This window comes from Pseudomonas sp. BN417 (assembly GCF_029871205.1).
Taxonomy (GTDB): Bacteria; Pseudomonadota; Gammaproteobacteria; order Pseudomonadales; family Pseudomonadaceae; genus Metapseudomonas.
This window is the reverse complement of record NZ_SSOJ01000043.1, coordinates 1-19760: the sequence shown is the minus strand read 5'-3', so window position 1 is coordinate 19760 and position 19760 is coordinate 1. Positions and strand designations below refer to the sequence as shown.

Here is a 19760-nt window from a genome sequence, read left to right as displayed (position 1 = left end):
CGACTGGGCATCAGAATTGCTGCGCCCTATCAGGCGCGAGTCACCCCTCTACCGCTTGCGGGAGAGGGGCTGGGGGAGAGGGTTGCGTCAGGTTGGCGCGGAGTTCTGAAAGGCCTGTACTAGAGGCTTCTATTCAGTACTGCAACAGCTAATGTGGACATAGCCTTTTTCTATCCAAGACGGCGGTGGAAATCCGATTCGCGGATTTCCACCCTACGGTCAGTTCACGGCGCGGCGCCAGGGGGGCTTCAAGGGAGATAGAGCGTCAGCGTCTGGCCCGGCTTCAGGTCACCCGCGCTGCGGGGGTTCCAACGCTGCAGGTGCTTCATTTCCACATTGAAGCGCTTGGCAATCAGATAGAGTGAGTCGCCGCGCTTGACCTTGTAATAGGTCACCGACTCGCGGTCCTTGCCTTTCGACTTGCCGCTGGCAGCGCTGGCGACCTGGGTGGCGCCACCCTTCAGCTTCAGCACCTGGCCGGCCTTCAGGCTGTTGCCCTTGAGGTCGTTCCAGCGCTTGATGTCCTGGACGTCTACCTTGTGCTGGCGGGCGATGGTCCAGAGATTATCGCCACTTTTCACCTTGTGGTTACTAACCGGCGTCGGTGCCGGGGCACTGGCGCTGGCGACGTTCTGGAACAGCGGCTGATCGGGCTTGAGCCCCGGCTCCACCGGAATGTTCAACGACTGGCCGACCCGCAGGTGGTTGCCGGGCAGCCCGTTGATCTCCTTCAGGGTCTTGACCGTCACGTGATAGCGGTTGGCGATGCCGTGCAGGCTGTCGCCGGTGCGTACGCGGTATTGCTGCCAGTCCACCAGTGCCTGGGGCTTCATCAGCGCGAGGTTGGCGGTCAGCAGTTCGGCTTTCTCGGCGGGCACCAGCAGGTGCTGCGGGCCGTCCATGGTGATGCGCTTCTTGAAGGCCGGATTGAGCTGGTACATCTCGTCGGCGTCCATGTCGGCCATGCGGGCGACGCGGGACAGGTCCAGGCGCTGCTGCTTGACCTCCACCACCTCGAAGTAGGGTTCGTTGGCGATGGGGCTGAGGTTCACGCCATAGGCTTCGGGCGCCATTACCAGTTGTGACAGGGCCAGCAGCTTGGGCACGTAGTCCTGGGTCTCTTGCGGCAGCGGCAGGTTCCAGTAGTCGGTCGGCAGGCCTAGCTTCTGGTTGCGCTCGATGGCGCGGCTGACGGTGCCTTCCCCGGCGTTGTACGCGGCCAGGGCCAGCAGCCAGTCGCCGTTGAACATCTCGTGCAGGCGGTCGAGGTAGTTCAGTGCGGCGTTGGTGGAAGCGGTGATGTCGCGGCGGCCGTCGTACCAGCTGGTCTGGCGCAGGTTGAAATGGCGGCCGGTGGACGGGATGAACTGCCAGATGCCGACGGCATGGCTGCGGGAGTAGGCGAAGGGGTTGTAGGCGCTTTCCACTACCGGCAGCAGGGCCAGTTCCAGGGGCATGTTGCGCTCTTCCAGGCGCTCCACCACATAGTGGATATAGAGGCTGCCATTCTCGCTGGCGCTCTCCAGGAAGGAAGGCTTGCTGACGTACCAGAGGCGCTGGCGCTCGATACGCGGGTTGACGCCGATTTCGTCCTGCAGCTTGAAGCCCTTGCGCATGCGCTCCCAGATGTCCTGGGGTTCACGCTCGGTTTCGGCTTCCTCCAGCCACTGGGCCTGCTGGCTCATGTCCAGCGCGCGGTCGGTGTCGCGGCCCTGGTCTTCGTCTTTCTGGCCAGTGCCCGCACAGCCGGCGAGGGTGGCGGCGAACACCACCACAAGCGCTCGCGCGGCTCGTGCCAATGCATCCATGTCGAAGGTTCGGATCGGCGAAGACAACATTGGCTGAGAGGTTTTTCCGGCGAAAAAAGTTCGGCGATTCTAGGAACCGACCTGGGGGTGGTCAAGTTTTCACCAGTCCGCGTCGGGCCTCCGGCCTCTCAGAACTGGTCTTTCCAGGCCCTCAGAGTGGCGAAGACCTCGGCAGGCGTAGGGTTTTCCCGGCCGGCCCGCTCGTCGGCCATTTGTTTAACGGATGTTTCAGTTACCCGCAGGAAGGGGTTGGTGGCCAGTTCCAGGGCAATGGTCGATGGCAGGCTGATGTCACCCTGCTCGCGCAGGCGGCTGACGCTGGCGAAACGCTCGGCTGTGTGCCGGTTCGCCGGTTCCACCGCCTTGGCGAAGCGCAGGTTGCTCAGGGTGTACTCGTGGGTGCAGTAGACCTGGGTGGCCGCTGGCAGGGCCGCCAGGCGGCTGAGGGAGCGGTGCATCTGCTCCGGTGTGCCTTCGAACAGCCGCCCGCAACCGGCGGCGAACAGGGTGTCGCCGCAGAACAGCAGCGGCTGGCCGGTATCCTCGTGGTAGTAGGCGATATGGCCGAGGGTATGGCCGGGCACTTCGAATATCTGGAACTCCAGTCCCAGCACTTGCACCCGATCACCTTCGCCAAGGGCCTGGTCGCGGGCCGGGATGCGTTCCTGGGCCGGGCCGAGTACGCGGGAGCCGCAGGCGTCCTTCAACCGGGCCACGCCGCCGACGTGGTCGGCATGGTGGTGGGTGACCAGGATATCGGTCAGCCGCCAGCCGGGATGAGCTTCGAGCCAGGCCAGCACCGGTGCGGCGTCGCCAGGGTCGACCACTGCGCAGCAGCGGCTTTCGGCATCCTGCAGCAGCCAGAGATAGTTGTCGGAAAAGGCGGGGAGGGCGTCGATCTTGATCATGAAGGGAGTCGCCAAGCAGAGAGCAATGGAGCATCTTAGGGCTCTGACGCAGGAGATTGCCATGACCGAGAAAGCATTTGCCCAAGCCGATGCCGACTGGCTGGAGCTGATCGCCGGGGCCCGTTCCTGGTTCGCCGGCCCGTTGGGCGGCCTGCTGCTGTTCGAAGAGCAGCGCCTGCTGGAGGACGAACTGGCGCGTTACTTCGGCGGCTACCTGGTGCACTACGGCCCGCGTGCCGAACTGCCGCCCGGCGCCAAGCAGATCCAGCGCAGCGTGCACCTGGGAGCGCCTTTGCCGGGCGTGGAGATCGCCTGTGAAGAGTCCGCCTGGCCTCTCAGTGAGCACGCGGCGGACGTGGTGGTGCTGCAGCACGGCCTGGATTTCTGCCTCTCGCCCCACAGCCTGCTGCGCGAGGCCGCGCGCAGCGTGCGCCCGGGCGGGCACCTGATGATCATCGGGGTCAATCCCTGGAGTGCCTGGGGCGTGCGCCATTACTTCGCCGGCGACGCCCTGGGCCAGGCGCGCTGCATTTCGCCGGTGCGGGTCAGCGACTGGCTCAACCTGCTGGGCTTCGCGCTGGAGAAACGCCGCTTCGGGTGCTATCGTCCGCCGCTCGCTTCACCCACCTGGCAAACTCGCCTGGCCTGGTTGGAGCGCAGGGGCACCGCCGGGCAGGGACTCGGCGCGGGCTTCTATCTATTGGTGGCGCGCAAGCTGGTGGTCGGCCTGCGCCCGCTGCGTCAGGCCCGGCGCGAGCCGATGGGCAAGCTGGTGCCCATGCCGGTGGCGAAGGTCAGCCGGTGCGATTCAAAACATGAGGCTTAAGTGAGCGAACTGGTAGAGATCTATACCGACGGCGCCTGCAAGGGCAATCCCGGCCCGGGCGGCTGGGGCGCATTGCTGGTCTACAAGGGCGCCGAGCGTGAGCTCTGGGGTGGGGAGCGCGATACCACCAACAACCGCATGGAACTGATGGCCGCCATCCAGGGCCTGGCCGCGCTCAAGCGCTCCTGCGAAGTGACCCTGGTGACCGACTCGCAGTACGTGATGAAAGGCATCACCGAGTGGATGCCCAACTGGAAGAAGCGCGGCTGGAAGACTGCCGCCAAGGAGCCGGTGAAGAACGCCGACCTCTGGCAGATGCTCGATGAGCAGGTGAACCGCCACAAGGTGACCTGGCAATGGGTGCGCGGGCATATCGGCCATCATGGCAACGAACGCGCCGACCAGCTGGCGAATAGGGGTGTCAGCGAGCTCAACGCCCGTTAGGTTCAGCACGAAAGGTGCCTGCGCATCGGTGATGCGTCGTTAAAAATCGGTTCGGAAAGCTCATTAACAGCTCGTTAACTCGCGTGCGAGCCCAGTCCGCTTCCTCACCGATTTTTGCCTAGCCTGACCTTCGCTCGACGACCTTTCATGCAGACCCTAGAATCCCGCCGCTGCGGCAATCTTCTTCATAGGCCTAGAACATGCGTTACGTCGTACTGGATACAGAAACCACCGGCATGCCGGTCACCGATGGTCACCGGATCATCGAGATCGGCTGCGTCGAACTGGAAGGCCGGCGCCTGACCGGGCGTCATTTCCATGTCTACCTGCAGCCCGACCGCGAAGTGGATGAAGGCGCCATCGCGGTGCACGGTATCACCAACGAGTACCTGGTGGGCAAGCCGCGCTTCAAGGACGTCGCCGACGAGTTCTTCGAATTCATCAAGGGCGCCGAGCTGATCATCCACAACGCGGCGTTCGACGTTGGCTTCATCAACAACGAGTTCGCCCTGCTGGGGCAGTCCGAGCGCAGTGACGTCAGCGACTACTGCACGGTGCTCGACACCCTGATGATGGCCCGCGAGCGCCACCCGGGCCAGCGCAACAGCCTGGACGCCCTGTGCAAGCGCTACGACGTCGACAACTCCAACCGAGAGCTGCACGGCGCACTGCTCGACGCCGAGATCCTCGCCGACGTCTACCTGGCGATGACCGGTGGCCAGACCAACCTGTCCCTGGCCGGTGAGGGTGGCGACGACGGCAGCGGCCGCGCCCATGTCAGCCCGGTCCGTCGCCTGGCGGCCGAGCGCCCGCGCGGCCGGGTGATCCGTGCCAGCGATGAAGAGCTGGCCGCCCATGCCACGCGCCTCGCGGCCATCGAGAAGTCCGCCGGCGCGCCGGCGCTCTGGGTACAGATGGACGCGCCGCCGGCTTCCTGATTGCGACCTTTACGTACAGCCTGTGGCTGCGGGGGTACCGCCCCCGCGATCAAGCTTCTACCCTGAGGGCATAGGTGGGCCGGGCCCGTCTCCTCAGGGAGCCACAATGTATAAAGAGCTCAAGTTCCCGATCCTCATCGTCCATCGTGATATCAAGGCCGACACGGTTGCCGGCGAGCGGGTGCGCGGCATCGCCCGCGAACTGGAGCAGGACGGCTTCACCATCCTTTCCACCGCCAGCTCCGCCGAAGGGCGCATAGTCGCCTCCACCCACCATGGCCTCGCCTGCATCCTGGTCGCCGCCGAAGGCGCCGGGGAGAACCAGCTGCTGTTGCAGGATATGGTGGAGCTGATCAGGGTCGCTCGGGTGCGGGCGCCGCAGTTGCCGATCTTCGCCCTGGGCGAGCAGGTGACCATCGAGAACGCGCCGGCCGAGGCCATGGCCGACCTCAACCAGCTACGTGGGCTGCTTTACCTCTACGAAGACACGGTGCCCTTCCTCGCCCGCCAGGTGGCCCGGGCCGCGCGCAGTTACCTGGAAGGGTTGCTGCCGCCATTCTTCCGCGCCCTGGTGGAGCACACCGCGCAGTCCAACTACTCCTGGCACACGCCGGGCCACGGCGGCGGCGTGGCCTATCGCAAGAGTCCGGTGGGGCAGGCGTTCCACCAGTTCTTCGGGGAGAACACCTTGCGCTCGGACCTGTCGGTGTCGGTGCCTGAACTGGGTTCGCTGCTGGACCATACCGGCCCGCTGGCGGAGGCCGAGGCCAGGGCCGCGCAGAACTTCGGCGCCGACCACACCTTCTTCGTGATCAACGGCACCTCCACCGCGAACAAGATCGTCTGGCACTCCATGGTCGGTCGCGACGACCTGGTGCTGGTGGACCGCAACTGCCACAAGTCCATCGTCCATTCGATCATCATGACCGGCGCCATTCCCCTCTACCTGACGCCGGAGCGCAACGAGCTGGGCATCATCGGGCCCATCCCGCTGAGCGAATTCAGCCCCGCGTCGATCCAGGCCAAGATAGATGCCAGCCCCTTGGCCAAGGGTCGTGCGCCCAAGGTCAAGCTGGCGGTGGTGACCAACTCCACCTACGACGGCCTCTGCTACAACGCCGAGTTGATCAAGCAGGCCCTGGGCGATTCGGTGGAGGTCCTGCACTTCGACGAGGCCTGGTACGCCTACGCTGCCTTCCATGAGTTCTATGCCGGGCGTTACGGCATGTGCACTCGCCGCGAGGAACGCTCGCCCCTGGTGTTCACCACGCACTCCACCCACAAGCTGCTGGCGGCCTTCAGCCAGGCCTCGATGATCCATGTGCAGGATGGCGGCGCCCGCCAGCTCGACCGGCACCGCTTCAACGAAGCCTTCATGATGCACATCTCCACCTCGCCCCAGTACGGCATCATCGCCTCCCTCGACGTGGCCTCCGCGATGATGGAAGGGCCGGCCGGGCGCTCGCTGATCCAGGAGACCTTCGACGAGGCGCTGCGCTTCCGCCGGGCCATGGCCAACGTGCGGAAGAACCAGGCGGCGGACGACTGGTGGTTCAGCATCTGGCAGCCGCCGCTGGCGGAGGGCGCCGCGGCCGTCGCCACCTCGGACTGGCTGCTGCGCGGGGATGCCGACTGGCACGGCTTCGGCAATGTCGCGGACGACTATGTGCTGCTCGACCCGATCAAGGTCACCCTGATCACTCCCGGCCTGAGCGCCGACGGCAAGCTGGGCGAGCAGGGCATTCCCGCTGCGGTGGTCAGCAAGTTCCTCTGGGAACACGGCCTGGTAGTGGAGAAGACTGGCCTCTATTCCTTCCTGGTGCTCTTCTCCATGGGCATCACCAAGGGCAAATGGAGCACGCTGCTCACCGAACTGCTGGAGTTCAAGCGCGGCTATGACGCCAACCAGCCCCTGGCCCAGGCCCTGCCGTCGATTGCCGCGGCCCATGGGTCGCGCTACGCCGGCATGGGCCTGCGCGACCTCTGCGATGCGTTGCACACCTGCTACCGCAACAGCGCCACGCCGAAGGCGCTCAAGAGCATGTACACCAAGCTGCCGGAACTGGCCATGAAGCCGGCCGAGGCCTATGACAAGCTGGTGCGCGGCGAGGTGGAGCCGGTGCCCCTGGACCTGCTGCCGGGACGCATCGCCGCGGTGATGCTGGTGCCCTATCCGCCGGGCATTCCGCTGATCATGCCGGGCGAGCGTTTCACCCGGGAGACCCGCGCGATCATCGACTACCTGGAGTTCGCCCGCACCTTCGACCTGAGCTTCCCGGGCTTCGATGTCGACGTGCACGGCCTGCACTATCAGGACAGCCCCACGGGGCGCTGCTATACCGTGGATTGCATCAAGGAATAGCCAAGCGGGGGATATCGATGGCGCAAGGAGAAGCGGTGAAGCAGCGCGGCAGCATGGGGTTCTGGACCTGCACCGCGCTGGTGGTGGGCAACATGATCGGCTCGGGGGTGTTCCTGTTGCCGTCCAGCCTGGCCGCCTATGGTGGGTTGAGCCTGTTCGGCTGGCTGATCTCCAGCACCGGGGCGGTGATACTGGCCCTGACCTTCGCCCGCCTGGCCCGGCTCAATCCCTCGGCCGGCGGCCCCTACGCCTATACCCGCGACGGTTTCGGCAGCTTTGCCGGCTACCTCTGCGCCTGGACCTACTGGAAGGCCGCCTGGATCGGCAATGCGGCCATCTCGGTGACCCTGGTGGGTTACCTGCAGGTATTCATCCCGGCCCTGCGCGACCCGGTGCTGATGGTGGCGACCGCCATCGGCGCCATCTGGCTCTGCACCCTGATCAACCTGCGCGGCATAGGCGCCTTCGGCCTGGCGCAGAACCTGTTGACCGTGCTCAAGCTGGTGCCACTGCTGCTGGTCGGTGTGCTTGGCTGGTTCTCCTTCAACCCCGAGTACCTGCGCATTCCCGAACCGAGCGAACTGCCGGGCGGTGTCGGCTATGCCCAGGCCATCGCCACCACGGCGGCCCTGACGCTCTGGTCCTTCATCGGCCTGGAGTCGGCCACTGTTCCGGCGGACCACGTCGACAATCCCAGGCGCACTATCCCGCGTGCCACCGTGTTCGGCACCCTGGTGGCGGCCGGCGTCTACATGCTCTCCATCACTGCTGTACAAGGCGTGCTGCCGCCCGAGGTGCTGATGCGCTCCACCGCGCCCTTCGCCGATGCCGCGCGGGTGCTGGTGGGGGAGTGGGGCTACCACCTGGTGGCGGCTGGCGCGGTGATCGCCTGCCTCGGCGCGCTGAACGGTTGGGTGCTGCTGCAGGGGCAGATCCCCATGGCCACCGCCCGTGACGGCCTGCTGCCGGAATCCCTGGCGCGAACCAACAAGTACGACGTGCCGGCCAACGGCCTGCTGGTGTCCGGGGTCCTGGTCACCGCGCTGGTGCTGGTGGACGGTCAGGGCGACCTGGTGGATGTGTTCAACGTGATCATCCTGCTCGGCACCATGACCGGTGTCGTGCCCTACGCCTTCTGCACCGCGGCCCTGCTGCAGCAACTGGCGGTAAAGCCCGGCGATTTCTCCGACCGCGAACGCGGCCGGCTGGTATCCATCGGCGTGCTGGGTTTCATCTATTCCATCTGGGCGCTTTACGGCACCGGCGAGCAGGCCATCTTCTGGGGCTTCCTGGTGCTGATGGCGGGCATTCCGCTCTACACCTGGCGCCAGTGGCGCAACCGGGTGCAGGCGGACGCAGCCGTTAGAGCCAATGGCTGACCGCCCTCCAGCCGAACACCAGCGCAGAGCCATCCAGACCATCCCGCAGGGCAGCGCACCACAGGTCCCGCCCCGCCGCACCGGACCAGGCGCTTAGGCCGGGTCTTTGAGGCGAAGTGGCAATTTCATGGCGTGGCCTGCGTCACAGTGGGCGGCATCGACTTTTACTTCGCGCTTGTTATAGTTGCCGGGCTTCCTGAATGACCCTTCATCTATGGCGCCCGCCGAGGATCGACCCGTGCCCGACTACAAAGCCTTCCGCGTAGAGTTGGCAGACAAGATCGCCCATGTGCAGATCAACCGTCCCGAAAAGATCAACGCGATGAATGCCGATTTCTGGAAGGAGATCGTCGAGATCTTCCGTGAGATCGAGGATAGCGACGAAGTGCGGGTCGTGGTGCTGTCCGGCGCCGGCAAGCATTTTTCCTCCGGCATCGACCTGATGTTGCTCGCTTCGGTCGGCGCCCAACTGGGCTCGGACGCCGGGCGCAACGCGCGTACCCTGCGGCGCAAGATCCTCGAACTGCAGGAGTCCTTCAACGTCGTCGACAACTGCAGCAAGCCGGTCATCGCCGCCATCCAGGGTTACTGCCTGGGCGGCGCCATCGACCTGATCTCGGCCTGCGACATGCGCTACTCCACGGTCGACGCGCAATTCTCCATCAAGGAAATCGACATCGGCATGGCCGCCGACGTCGGTACCCTGCAGCGCCTGCCGCGCATCATCGGCGACGGCATGATGCGCGAACTGGCCTACACCGGCCGCAGCATCGACGGTGAAGAGGCGCAGCGCCTGGGCCTGGTCAACCGCACCTACGCCGACCAGGACGCCCTGCTCGACGGCGTCTTCGGCATCGCCCACCAGATCGCCGCCAAGTCGCCCATCGCCGTGCGCGGCACCAAGGAAATGATCCGCTACATGCGCGACCACCGGGTCGACGACGGCCTCGAATACGTCGCCACCTGGAACGCAGCCATGCTGCAATCCGCCGACCTGCGTGTGGCCATGACGGCCCACATGAGCAAACAGAAGCCAGAGTTCGCTGACTGATGCTGTACCGCACCCACGCGCGGGAGGCGCATTAAGGCATGGTCACCGGAGTCACATCATTGGGCCTGGTGCGCGACGAGTTGTTCGCCACCATGGAACAGGCCGAGCAGAGCCTCGAGCACTTCATCGCCGAACGACAGAACGGCAGCCTGCTGCAGCAGGCCGTGGAAGCCATGCACCAGGTGCGCGGCACCCTCAACCTGATCGAGCTGACCGGGGCCGAGTTGCTGGCCCAGGAACTGCTGGACCAGGCCACCGACATTCCTACCGGTGCCGGCGAAGAGCGCGATGTGCAGCTGTCGGCCCTGAGCAATGCGCTGTATGTGTTGCGCCGCTACCTGGAAAACCTCGACCTGCATCGCCAGGAAATGCCCGAACTGCTGTTGCCGGCGATCAACGACCTGCGCCAGGCTGGCGGCCAGCCCCCTCTGCCGGAGAGCTACTTCTTCAGCGTGCGCCTGGACCAGGCGCGCCAGGACGTCGTGGCGGCCCGCCTGCAGGAGGGTGTCGACCCGGCAGCCCTGGCCCGGCGCTTCCGTCAGATCTACCAGCAGGGGCTGCTCGGCTTCCTGCGTGGCGACAAGGCGCCCAGCGCACTGCGCGTGATGGAGCGCGCCCTCGGCGGTCTGGAGCGTATTTATGCGAGCCAGCCCCGTGGCCGCCTCTGCTGGATCGGCGCCGCCGCCATCGAGTCGCAGCTGGAGGGCCAGCTGCTGGCGCGCAAGTCGCGCAAGCAACTGTTCTCCCGCCTGGATCGCGAACTGAAGCTGCTGCTGGCCAACGAGACCTATGAAGCGCCGCGCAGCCTGCTGAAAGAGCTGCTCTACCTGGTGGCCCTGGCCGACAGCCGGGGGCCGCGTGCCCGCGCTGTCTGCGAGGTCTTCGGCATGACCGCGCTGCCCTTCACCGACCAGCTCCTCGAGCAGGAGTACCAGCGCCTCTCCGGCCCCGGGCAGGCGGTGATGCGTTCGCTGTCCTCGGCCATCTTCGAGGAGCTCAACAGCGTCAAGGACATGATCGACCTGATCGAGCGCGGCACTGCGCCGGTCGAGTCCTTCGGCAGCCTGCATGCCCTGCTCGGCAAGCTGGCCAAGACCCTGGTCATGGTCGGCCTGAACTCTCCGGGCAACGCCCTGCAGGGGCAGCTCTCCATGGTCGCTGCCTGGAGCGCCGACGCTCCGGTGGAGCCCATCGAATTGCTCAAGCTGGCCGATGCCGTGCTCTATGTCGAAAGCATGGTGGCCGGCCTAGACAGCGGGGAGCGTCGTGGTCCGCGTCCTCTGGTCGAACCGGGGCACGAGGCGGAATCCTTCGCCAACCACCAGCTGGCCGAGGCCCGCATCGTGGTGCTGGACGAGGCCCAGGCAGGCCTGGCCCTGGCCAAGCGCGCCATTACCTCCTATCTGGAATCCAACGGCGACAGGCCGCACCTGGCCAATGTGCCGATCAGCCTGCAGGCGGTTCGCGGCGGCCTCTGGTTCCTCGGCCAGGAGCGCGCCGCGTTCCTCGTGGGCGCCTGCGGCGAATACATCCAGCAGCAGATGCTGGAGTCTTCCCTCATGCCCTCGGAGCAGATGCTGGAAACCCTGGCCGATGCCCTGACCAGCCTCGAGTACTACCTGGAAGGCGGTGCCGGCATGCGCCGTGGCTTCCAGGACGACGTACTGGACCTGGCGGCAAACAGCGTGCGGGCCCTGGGCCTGCCGGTGGCGGCCTGAGATGGCTGGCGAGCGCTGGCAGTCCGGACTGCTCGATGCCTCCCAGCCCGGGGGGTGGGCGGTTGCCCATTGCCGCCAGCAGTTCCTCGCCGACAGCAATGGCGTGCTCTTCCCGCGGGAATGGTTGAAACGCCAGGAGCTGCCGGTACTCAGCGAGCACGGCATCGGCCATTTCGATGGCGACCCCATCTACCTGCTGGAGCTGGCCCACCCGGCCGAGGTGGACGGCTGCTTCTGGCAGGGCCTGCGCCAGGTCATGCTGCAGGGCGATGCGGATATCTTCCGCCTGCTCGGCTTCGCCAGCCAGATCGGCACCTGGGCCGAACAGCACCGCTTCTGCGGCAGCTGCGGCTCGCGCATGGAACAGGTGGCGGGTGAGCGCGCGATGCGCTGCCCGAGTTGCGAAGTCCACCATTACCCACGCCTGTCGCCGAGCATGATAGTGCTGGTCACGCGCGGTGATGAGCTGTTGCTGGCGCGCTCGCCGCGCTTCGTCAGCGGTGTTTACAGCACCCTGGCCGGCTTCGTCGAACCGGGTGAGTCGGTTGAGGACTGCGTGGCGCGCGAGGTGCGGGAAGAGGTCGGCGTGGAGATCGGCAACATCCAGTACATTGGCAGTCAGAACTGGCCTTTCCCGCATTCGCTGATGCTTGGCTTCCACGCCGAGTACCGCAGTGGCGAGATAGTCCCGCAGCCGGGCGAGATCGAAGACGCCCAGTGGTTCTCCATCGACGCGCTGCCACCGTTGCCGGCGTCGCGCTCCATCGCCCGTTACCTCATCGACCTTTATGTGGCGCGGCGCCGCGGCCTAGCCGATCCAGTGCTGCCACACTAGGCGCGCGGTCAGCGCCAAGACCACCAGGATGAACACCGGGCGGATGAACTTGGCGCCGCCCTGGATGGCCGTGCGCGCGCCGAGGAAGGCACCGGCCATCAGGGCGATCCCCATGCTGAGGCCCAGCGCCCAGGCCACCTGGCCGGCAGCGATGAACACCGCCAGGGCCATGGCGTTGCTGACGAAGTTCATGCTGCGGGCAACGCCGCTGGCGCGCACCAGGTCCAGGGGATACATCAGCAGGCTGCTGACGGTCCAGAAGGCGCCGGTGCCGGGGCCGGCCACGCCGTCGTAGAAACCGAGGCCCAGGCCCTGGGGCCACTGGCGGCGGCGAGGGATGGTCGCATCCTGGCTGTGCGCGACGTCCGGCGTCTTGCCGAACAGCAGGTAGAGTCCGCAGCCGAACACCACCACGGGCAGCATCTGGTTGAGCCAGGCAGCCGGCAGCCAGTGGGCGATCACCGCGCCCAGGGTCGCGCCGATCGCGGTGGCGATCAGGGCGTTGCGCCATTTCGACGGATCGAACAGCTTGCGTCGGTAGAAGGTGTAGCTGGCGGTGGCCGAGCCGAAGGTGGCGCAGAGCTTGTTGGTGCCCAGCACCAGGTGCGGCGGCAGGCCGGCGGTGAGCAGGGCGGGGATGGTCAGCAGGCCGCCGCCGCCGGCGATGGCGTCGATGAATCCGGCAAGAAAGGCAACGGCGGCGAGAATCGCCAGGGTGGCGGGATCGACCGCCAGCTCGAAGGGGAATGGCATGGAAAACGAGGTCCGTGTCTACAACTGCCGCGTGGCTTGTGGCTGCGGCTTGGGGAGTTGCGCATAATGCCGGCATTTTCACGCATAAGGAATGGGCTCCATGCAGTATGACGGCCTGGCCTGGGCAACCGCCCTCCTGGCATTGCTGGTCACGGTGGTGGCGGGACGTATCCTCTGGGACCGCAGCTGGTTCCTTGGCTGGCTTCGCGGCACCTGTGGCCTGGCATTCCTCGCCCTGGCGCTGCTGGTGGCGTTGGTGGCCAAGGACCTCTGGAGCTACGACGCATTGCCCGAAGACAAGCCCCTGGTGACCCTGAGCTTCAAGGCCCTGGCGCCGCAGAGCTACCAGGTCACCCTGCTGGAAGGCGGCAACGAGCGCGAGCTGTTGCTGGATGGCGACCTCTGGCAACTGGATGCACGCCTCTTCAAGTGGACGGGCCTGGGCGAACTGCTCGGCCTGGAGCCGGGCTATCGCCTGGAGCGGCTGTCGGGGCGCTTCCTGGCCATCGAACAGCAGGCCCTGGCCCAGCATCCCCGGGCCCAATTGGCCTCGAGCCCCTATGGCGTCGACCTCTGGCGCTGGCTGCGCCTGGCCCAGCGCGATTTCTTCCTCTTCGCGCCCGAAGCGCAGCGCGTGACCTACCTGCCCATGGCCGATGGCGCGGTCTATTCCGTGAGCCTGTCGCCCACCGGCCTGCTGGCCCAGCCGCTGAACCAGGTGGCCAAGGAGTCGTTGAAGGATTGGCGGTAGGTTGCGGCTGCGCTCCGCGAAGCCCGACGTGCGGACTGGTGCTTGGTAATGTTGGGCTTCGCTCAGCGCCAACCTACGGGCATTCGTGGGGAATTGAAAAAGGGAGCCATCAGGCTCCCTTTTTCATGGCCGCCAATCCTCAGGAGAGGAAGCCGCCGTCGACGTTCAGCGCAACGCCGGTGGTGTAGCTGGAGGCATCGCTGGCCAGGTAGAGCACGGTGCCGGCCATCTCGCTCGGGTCGGCGACGCGCTTGAGCGGGATGCGCTGCAGGGCGACGTTGAGGATGGAGTCGTTCTTCACCAGCGCGGAGGCGAACTTGGTGTCGGTCAGGCCCGGCAGCAGGGCGTTGCAACGGATGCCGAACTGGGCGCATTCCTTGGCGAAGACCTTGGTCATGTTGATCACCGCGGCCTTGGTCACCGAATAGATGCCCTGGAATTCGCCCGGCGAAACGCCGTTGATGGAGGCGACGTTGATGATGCTGCCGCTACCGTTCTTGCGCATCAGCTTGCCGGCTTCGATGGACATGAAGAAGTAGCCACGGATGTTGACGTCCACGGTTTTCTGGAAGGCCGACAGGTCGGTGTCCAGCACATTGCAGAACTGCGGGTTGGTGGCGGCGTTGTTGACCAGGATGTCGAGGCGGCCGAACTGCTCGCTGATCTGCGCGAAGACGCTCTGGATCTGTTCCATTTCGCCGATATGGCAGGCGATCGCGGTGGCCTTGCCGCCGTCGGCAATGATGGCGTCGGCAACGGCCTGGCAGCCTTCGATCTTGCGGCTGGAAACGATCACATGGGCGCCTTGCTGGGCCAGCAGCTTGGCGATGGCTTCACCGATGCCGCGGCTGGCGCCGGAAACGAAGGCGATCTTGCCGTCGAGGTCGAACAGGTTGGTCTTGGACATGGGGTTCCCCTTGTTGTGATCCGGTTTACAGCCGTGATTGGTTGATGACCTGCAGACTCATCTGCTCCAGCAGCTTGTTCATGCTGATGAACTGGGCGAAGCGCTTGTCCTGGGTCTGGCCATGGAAGTAGCGGTAGTAGATCTGCTGGACGATGCCGGCCAGGCGGAACAGGCCATAGGTGTAATAGAAATCGAGGTTGTCGATGCGCGGCAGGCCGGCGCGTTCGGCGTAGTAGTCGGCGAATTCCTGGCGGGTCAGCATGCCCGGCAGGTGGCTCGGCTGGCGGCGCATCAGCTGCACGGGCGCCGGGTCCTTGGCCTCGATCCAGTAGGCCAGCGTGTTGCCCAGGTCCATCAGCGGGTCGCCGATGGTGGTCAGCTCCCAGTCCAGCACGCCGATGATCTGCAGCGGGTTGGCCGGGTCGAGGATGACGTTGTCGAAGCGGTAGTCGTTATGGACGATGGCGCTCTTGTGATGGTCGGCCGGCATCTTGTCCTTGAGCCAGGCCTTGACCGGTTCCCAGGTCGGTGCGTCCGGGGTCAGGGCTTTTTCGTAGCGGTCGCTCCAGCCGGCGATCTGGCGTTGCACGTAGCCTTCCGGCTTGCCCAGGTCACCCAGGCCGCAGGCCTGGTAGTCGACGTTGTGCAGCTCCACCAGCTTGTCGATGAAGCTCAGGCACAGTTCGCGGGTCTGTCCTTCGTCGAGCTGCATGTCAGCCGGCAGGTCGGCGCGCAGGATCACGCCCTTGACCCGTTCCATCACATAGAACTCGGCACCGATCACCGAGTCGTCGGTGCAGTGCACGTAGGCCTTGGGGCAGTAGGGGAAGCCGGCGTTGAGCTGGTTGAGGATGCGGAATTCGCGGCCCATGTCATGGGCGGACTTGGCCTTGTGGCCGAAGGGCGGCCGGCGCAGGACGAATTCCTGGCTGGGGTATTCCAGCAGGTAGGTCAGGTTGGAGGCGCCGCCGGGGAACTGGCTGATACGCGGGGTGCCTTCCAGGCCGGGGATATGCGCCTTGAGGTATGGGTCGATGACGGCGGCGTCGAGCTCTTCGCCTTCGCGGATACGGGTGGACTGATCAGTAAGCGTCATGCTTATCCCTTCTGTTTATGATGGGGGCCCGAGACTATTCGCTAATCTAATGCCGCCTTGGGGGCGCCACAAGCCGAACGAGCCGTTATAGACAAAGGTGTTGCAGCACAATCAGGCTGCCTGATTCGCCCGTACCGCCTGCATCGGGCGAAAAAAAACCGGAGTCCTGGGACTCCGGTTTTGTTGGTGCATGGCCTTTCGTGAGAAAAGCTTAGACCGGGAAGAGTTCGCCGAGCTTCATCGCCAGCATCATGTCGCCTTCGGCGCGCAGCTTGCCGGCCATGAAAGCCTGCATGCCGTCGGTTTCGCCGGTCGTGATGCCAACCAGGGTGGCGCTGTCCATGATCAGGGTGACGTTCGGGTTCGGGGCGTCGCCTTGCTGTACGTCGCAGGTACCGTCCTTGACCACCAGGTAGTGGTTGTCGCCGTCTTCGATGTTGAACTGGAATACCAGGTCCAGGCCAGCGGCGGCACCGGCATTGAACTTGGACTGCATGGTTTTGACGATGTCAGCAACGTTGGTCATGGTGTTTTCCTTTTTCTAGGGTTTTTTTCTGGCGGCCTTTCCAGCCGCAGTGGGCCGGGCTCAGCGGTAGGTGATGAGCTCCGGCGCCTTCAACAGTTCCAGGTGCACATGACTGTTGAAGGAAGCCAGGGTCACCTCGTTTCCGCGGAACTTCAGGCGGTTGAGCGAGGTGTTGACGATCTGCCAGTTGAGCCCGAAGGCGCTCTCGGCCGGGATGCCGGCAACCAGGTGGAGCAGGGCGGTGATGGTGCCGCCGGAGGTGAACACGGCGATGTTCTGCTTGCTGTCCGCCTGGGCCAGAACCCGTTCGAGGCCACCGTGCACCTGTTCGACGAAAGCCTTCCAGCTCTGCAGGCCGGGCTTGTCGTGCGCGCCCGAGACCCAGCGCAGCACCAGCTTGGAGAACAGCCGCTGGAACTCCGCGCGGTTCTGCGCGGCGTTGCGCAGCACGTGCAGGGCTTCGGGTTCTTCCGGAAGCAGGTCGGGGAGAAGGGCGCGGATCACCGCGTCGGCATCGAATTCATTGAACGCCGGATCGATCTCGACCGCGGGCGTTGCCACGCCTGCGGCGTTGAACTGCGCAAGGGCGGCCTGGGCGGTATGCTGCTGGCGGCGCAGGTCGCCGCTGTAGCAACGATCCAGGCGCAGGCCCAGTTGTGCGAGGTGCGCACCGAGTACCTCGGCCTGGCGAATGCCGATGGGTGACAGCACATCGTAGTCGTCTGCGCCGAAGGAAGCCTGGCCATGCCGAATCAGGTAGATACTGCCCACGTACTGGCGTCCCGCGAGGTTGAAAGTTCCGCGAGGGTATGAGGAAGCCTTGGGCCTGTCAACGAAAAAACATACGCTTGTTTGAATGCATTCCCGCGGCTTATGGAGCGCTTTCCGGCCGCTGGCGGGGCGGGGGTGGCGCCGTTATGCTTGCTCGTTATCCGCGCCGCTGGAAGGCTGGCGTCCGTAGGCGAGACAAGGGGGATACAAGTGGAGTTTTTTGCCGAGTACGCAGGCTTTCTGGCCAAGACCGTGACCCTGGTGGTGGCCATCCTGGTGGTGCTGGCGGCCATCGCCACGCTGCGCGGCCGCAACCGGCGCGTGGCGAGCGGTCATCTGGACGTGCGCAAGCTCAATGATTTCTACAAGGACCTGCGCGAGCGCCTGGAGCACTCGGTGCTGGACAAGGCGCACCTGAAAGCGGCGCGCAAGGTCGAGGCCAAGGCGGCAAAGCGGGCGAAGAAATCCGCCGAGCACAAGCCACGGGTGTTTGTGCTGGATTTCGATGGCGACATCAAGGCCTCGGCCACCGACCACCTGCGCCATGAGGTCACCGCGCTGCTGAGCATGGCCACGGCCAAGGACGAAGTGGTCGTGCGCCTCGAGAGCGGCGGCGGCATGGTGCACAGCTACGGCCTGGCGTCGTCGCAGCTGGCGCGCATCCGCGATGCCGGCGTGCCGCTCACCGTTTGCGTGGACAAGGTGGCGGCCAGCGGCGGCTACATGATGGCCTGCATCGGCGACAAGATCCTCGCCGCGCCGTTCTCCATCATCGGCTCCATCGGCGTCGTGGCGCAGCTGCCCAACGTCCATCGGCTGCTGAAGAAGCACGACATCGACTTTGAAGTGCTCACCGCCGGCGAGTACAAGCGCACCCTCACCGTATTCGGCGAGAACACCGAGAAGGGCCGGCAGAAGTTCCAGGAAGACCTGGAAACCACCCATGTGCTGTTCAAGAACTTCGTCGGCCGCTACCGCCCGCAGCTGAACATGGAGGAGGTCGCCACCGGTGAAATCTGGCTGGGCATGGCGGCGCAGGAGAAGCTGCTGGTGGACGAACTGCGTACCAGTGACGAATACCTGGCCGAGCGGGCCAAGGAGGCGGAGCTGTTCCATCTGCACTTCGCCGCGCGCAAGAGCTTGCAGGAGCGCGTCGGCCTCGCCGCCAGCGTGGCGCTGGACCGGGTGCTGCTGAACTGGTGGAGCCGCCTCAGCCAGCAACGATTCTGGCAGTAAGGCAGCGATGCGAGGCCCGGTAGAAACCGGGCCTCGCCATTTTCAGGCCTTGCTCAGGTACATGGTGATCTCGGCGCGCAGTACCGCGGTATCCCCCACATAGGCCGTGACCGGGACCTTGATGTCGCCCAGGGCGGACCAATCCAGCGCGCTGCCGTCCGCCACCGCACGCACGTCGCCCGAGGCCTTGGCCAGGTATTCGACCGTCATGCCGCGGGGGATCCAGCGTACGCCGGCTGGGATGGAGGCGTCGGTCATGGTCCCGGCGACCAGCTCCGCGGCGTTGCACAGGGCGATGGCGTGCACGGTGCCGATATGGTTGAGCACCTCGCGGCGCTTGGGGAAGGTGACCTCGGCGTAGCCCGGGCGCAGTTCGACGAAGCGCGGGGCGATGCTGGCGAAGTAGGGGGCGACCTGGCCGATCATGGCGCTGAACTGCTCCGTGCCGGCCTGCTTGAACATCTGCAACATCTGGCTCATGGATTTCGACTCTCTCGTGAGTGTGGATTGAAGATGAGCGCGCGCTGCTGCAGTATACGAACATTAGAAAACAATTCTAGAAAATTATTCTAATACCCTTCCCAAGGAGTTCCATGGCCCGTTCCTCCCGTAAAGACGAGATCCTCCAGGCCGCTCTGGCGTGTTTCACCGAAGTGGGCGTGGATGCCACTACCATCGAGATGATCCGCGATCGTTCCGGCGCCAGCATCGGCAGCCTCTACCACCACTTCGGCAACAAGGAACGCATCATCGGCGCGCTCTACCTGGCCGGGGTTGGCCAGTACGCGCAATTGCTCCAGGAGGGCTTCGCCAAGGCCACCTGTGCCGAGGCCTGCGTCAAGCTGCTGGTCAGCGCCTATGTCGACTGGGTAGTGGTCAATCCGGATTGGGCGCGTTTCGTCCTGCACAGTCGCGGGCGTGTGGAGGCGGGGGAGGTGGGCGAACAATTGCGCGAGGCCAATCGTGATCACCATGCGCGCATTTTCGAGGCCCTGCAGGAATATCGCCAGGCCGGGGCCTTCAGGGACATGCCGGCGGACTGCTTCGCCTCGGTGGTCATAGGCCCGTCCCAGGACTTCGCCCGCAACTGGCTGGCCGGACGCACACACACCAGCCTGGCGGAGTGCCGCGAGCTGTTCATGCAGGTGGCCTGGGATGCCGTTCGCGCGCCGTGAGGTGGGCAGCGGGCGACTGTAGGGGCGAATTCATTCGCCAAGGGCGGCGCAGCTGCCCCGTTTCATTCACGGCCGAACCTGCGGTCCGGTTGGCGAATGAATTGGCTATGTCTGCATTAAGTGTTGCTAGAGCGTCCTGAGCCGAGCTGCTTATCGAGTGGGCTGCGAGTCCCTGTTTCGCCTCCCGGCGAGTCACTTCTTTCAAACGCCAAAGAAGTAACCAAGAACGCTCGCCCCTGCATCCGGCCCGACTGCGTCGGGTTCCCTCGCTCCATC

The 19760-nt window shown here is 65.2% G+C and carries 19 protein-coding genes; 11 read left to right on the top strand and 8 right to left on the bottom strand.

Annotation, left to right across the window (positions count from 1 at the left end; translation table 11 throughout):
* Nucleotides 1-248 precede the first annotated feature (248 nt).
* A complete protein-coding gene (locus tag E8F11_RS04025; protein ID WP_280287520.1) occupies nucleotides 249-1838 on the bottom strand; it encodes a LysM peptidoglycan-binding domain-containing protein in 1590 nt (529 codons plus the stop codon).
* 98 nt (nucleotides 1839-1936) lie between these two features.
* On the bottom strand, nucleotides 1937-2716 hold the full coding sequence (gene gloB, locus E8F11_RS04020; protein ID WP_280287519.1) for a hydroxyacylglutathione hydrolase: 780 nt from the start codon (nucleotides 2714-2716) through the stop codon (nucleotides 1937-1939).
* 61 nt (nucleotides 2717-2777) lie between these two features.
* On the opposite strand from gloB, the gene E8F11_RS04015 reads away from it, so the two are divergent.
* From E8F11_RS04015 to nudC, 8 genes are all read left to right on the top strand, one after another.
* A complete protein-coding gene (locus E8F11_RS04015) occupies nucleotides 2778-3542 on the top strand; it encodes a methyltransferase domain-containing protein (RefSeq protein WP_280287518.1) in 765 nt (254 codons plus the stop codon).
* Nucleotides 3543-3986, top strand: a complete 444-nt coding sequence (gene rnhA, locus E8F11_RS04010) for a ribonuclease HI (protein ID WP_280287517.1) — start codon at nucleotides 3543-3545, stop codon at nucleotides 3984-3986.
* Between the two features lie 200 nt (nucleotides 3987-4186).
* Complete coding sequence (dnaQ, locus tag E8F11_RS04005; protein ID WP_280287516.1) at nucleotides 4187-4924, top strand: DNA polymerase III subunit epsilon; 738 nt, start codon at nucleotides 4187-4189, stop codon at nucleotides 4922-4924.
* 106 nt (nucleotides 4925-5030) lie between these two features.
* On the top strand, nucleotides 5031-7286 hold the full coding sequence (locus tag E8F11_RS04000; RefSeq protein ID WP_280287515.1) for an arginine/lysine/ornithine decarboxylase: 2256 nt from the start codon (nucleotides 5031-5033) through the stop codon (nucleotides 7284-7286).
* 17 nt (nucleotides 7287-7303) lie between these two features.
* A complete protein-coding gene (locus tag E8F11_RS03995) occupies nucleotides 7304-8665 on the top strand; it encodes an amino acid permease (protein ID WP_280287514.1) in 1362 nt (453 codons plus the stop codon).
* A gap of 238 nt (nucleotides 8666-8903) precedes the next feature.
* Nucleotides 8904-9716, top strand: coding sequence for a crotonase/enoyl-CoA hydratase family protein (locus tag E8F11_RS03990; RefSeq protein WP_280287513.1), 813 nt, complete (start codon nucleotides 8904-8906; stop codon nucleotides 9714-9716).
* A 38-nt stretch (nucleotides 9717-9754) separates the two neighbouring features.
* The gene (locus tag E8F11_RS03985) at nucleotides 9755-11434 is read left to right on the top strand and encodes a ferrous iron transporter B (protein WP_280287512.1); all 1680 of its coding nucleotides are present in this window, start codon (nucleotides 9755-9757) and stop codon (nucleotides 11432-11434) included.
* A 1-nt stretch (nucleotide 11435) separates the two neighbouring features.
* Nucleotides 11436-12269 carry an NAD(+) diphosphatase gene (gene nudC / locus E8F11_RS03980; protein ID WP_280287511.1) on the top strand — a complete coding sequence of 278 codons (834 nt, stop codon included), beginning with the start codon at nucleotides 11436-11438 and terminating at the stop codon, nucleotides 12267-12269.
* Here the strand turns inward: nudC and E8F11_RS03975 are convergent.
* Nucleotides 12243-13022 carry a TSUP family transporter gene (locus E8F11_RS03975; protein ID WP_280287510.1) on the bottom strand — a complete coding sequence of 260 codons (780 nt, stop codon included), beginning with the start codon at nucleotides 13020-13022 and terminating at the stop codon, nucleotides 12243-12245. The two genes, nudC and E8F11_RS03975, sit on opposite strands and share 27 nt — an antisense overlap.
* Before the next feature lie 100 nt (nucleotides 13023-13122).
* Between E8F11_RS03975 and E8F11_RS03970 the strand changes: the two genes are divergently transcribed.
* Nucleotides 13123-13773, top strand: a complete 651-nt coding sequence (locus E8F11_RS03970) for a hypothetical protein (RefSeq protein ID WP_280287509.1) — start codon at nucleotides 13123-13125, stop codon at nucleotides 13771-13773.
* 139 nt (nucleotides 13774-13912) lie between these two features.
* On the opposite strand, the gene E8F11_RS03965 is transcribed toward E8F11_RS03970, so the two are convergent.
* From E8F11_RS03965 to E8F11_RS03950, 4 genes are all read right to left on the bottom strand, one after another.
* On the bottom strand, nucleotides 13913-14680 hold the full coding sequence (locus tag E8F11_RS03965) for an SDR family oxidoreductase (RefSeq protein WP_280287508.1): 768 nt from the start codon (nucleotides 14678-14680) through the stop codon (nucleotides 13913-13915).
* A gap of 25 nt (nucleotides 14681-14705) precedes the next feature.
* Nucleotides 14706-15776, bottom strand: a complete 1071-nt coding sequence (locus E8F11_RS03960) for a phosphotransferase family protein (RefSeq protein ID WP_280287507.1) — start codon at nucleotides 15774-15776, stop codon at nucleotides 14706-14708.
* Between the two features lie 211 nt (nucleotides 15777-15987).
* The gene (locus E8F11_RS03955) at nucleotides 15988-16302 is read right to left on the bottom strand and encodes an SCP2 sterol-binding domain-containing protein (protein WP_280287505.1); all 315 of its coding nucleotides are present in this window, start codon (nucleotides 16300-16302) and stop codon (nucleotides 15988-15990) included.
* A gap of 60 nt (nucleotides 16303-16362) precedes the next feature.
* Nucleotides 16363-17073, bottom strand: a complete 711-nt coding sequence (locus tag E8F11_RS03950; protein WP_280287504.1) for a histidine phosphatase family protein — start codon at nucleotides 17071-17073, stop codon at nucleotides 16363-16365.
* A gap of 210 nt (nucleotides 17074-17283) precedes the next feature.
* Between E8F11_RS03950 and sohB the strand changes: the two genes are divergently transcribed.
* Nucleotides 17284-18309, top strand: coding sequence for a protease SohB (sohB, locus tag E8F11_RS03945; protein ID WP_280287503.1), 1026 nt, complete (start codon nucleotides 17284-17286; stop codon nucleotides 18307-18309).
* Nucleotides 18310-18351: 42 nt separating this feature from the next.
* Here the strand turns inward: sohB and E8F11_RS03940 are convergent, their stop codons facing one another.
* Nucleotides 18352-18789 carry a hotdog fold domain-containing protein gene (locus tag E8F11_RS03940; protein WP_280287502.1) on the bottom strand — a complete coding sequence of 146 codons (438 nt, stop codon included), beginning with the start codon at nucleotides 18787-18789 and terminating at the stop codon, nucleotides 18352-18354.
* Nucleotides 18790-18902: 113 nt separating this feature from the next.
* Between E8F11_RS03940 and E8F11_RS03935 the strand changes: the two genes are divergently transcribed.
* Nucleotides 18903-19484 carry a TetR/AcrR family transcriptional regulator gene (locus tag E8F11_RS03935; RefSeq protein ID WP_280287501.1) on the top strand — a complete coding sequence of 194 codons (582 nt, stop codon included), beginning with the start codon at nucleotides 18903-18905 and terminating at the stop codon, nucleotides 19482-19484.
* Nucleotides 19485-19760 lie beyond the last annotated feature (276 nt).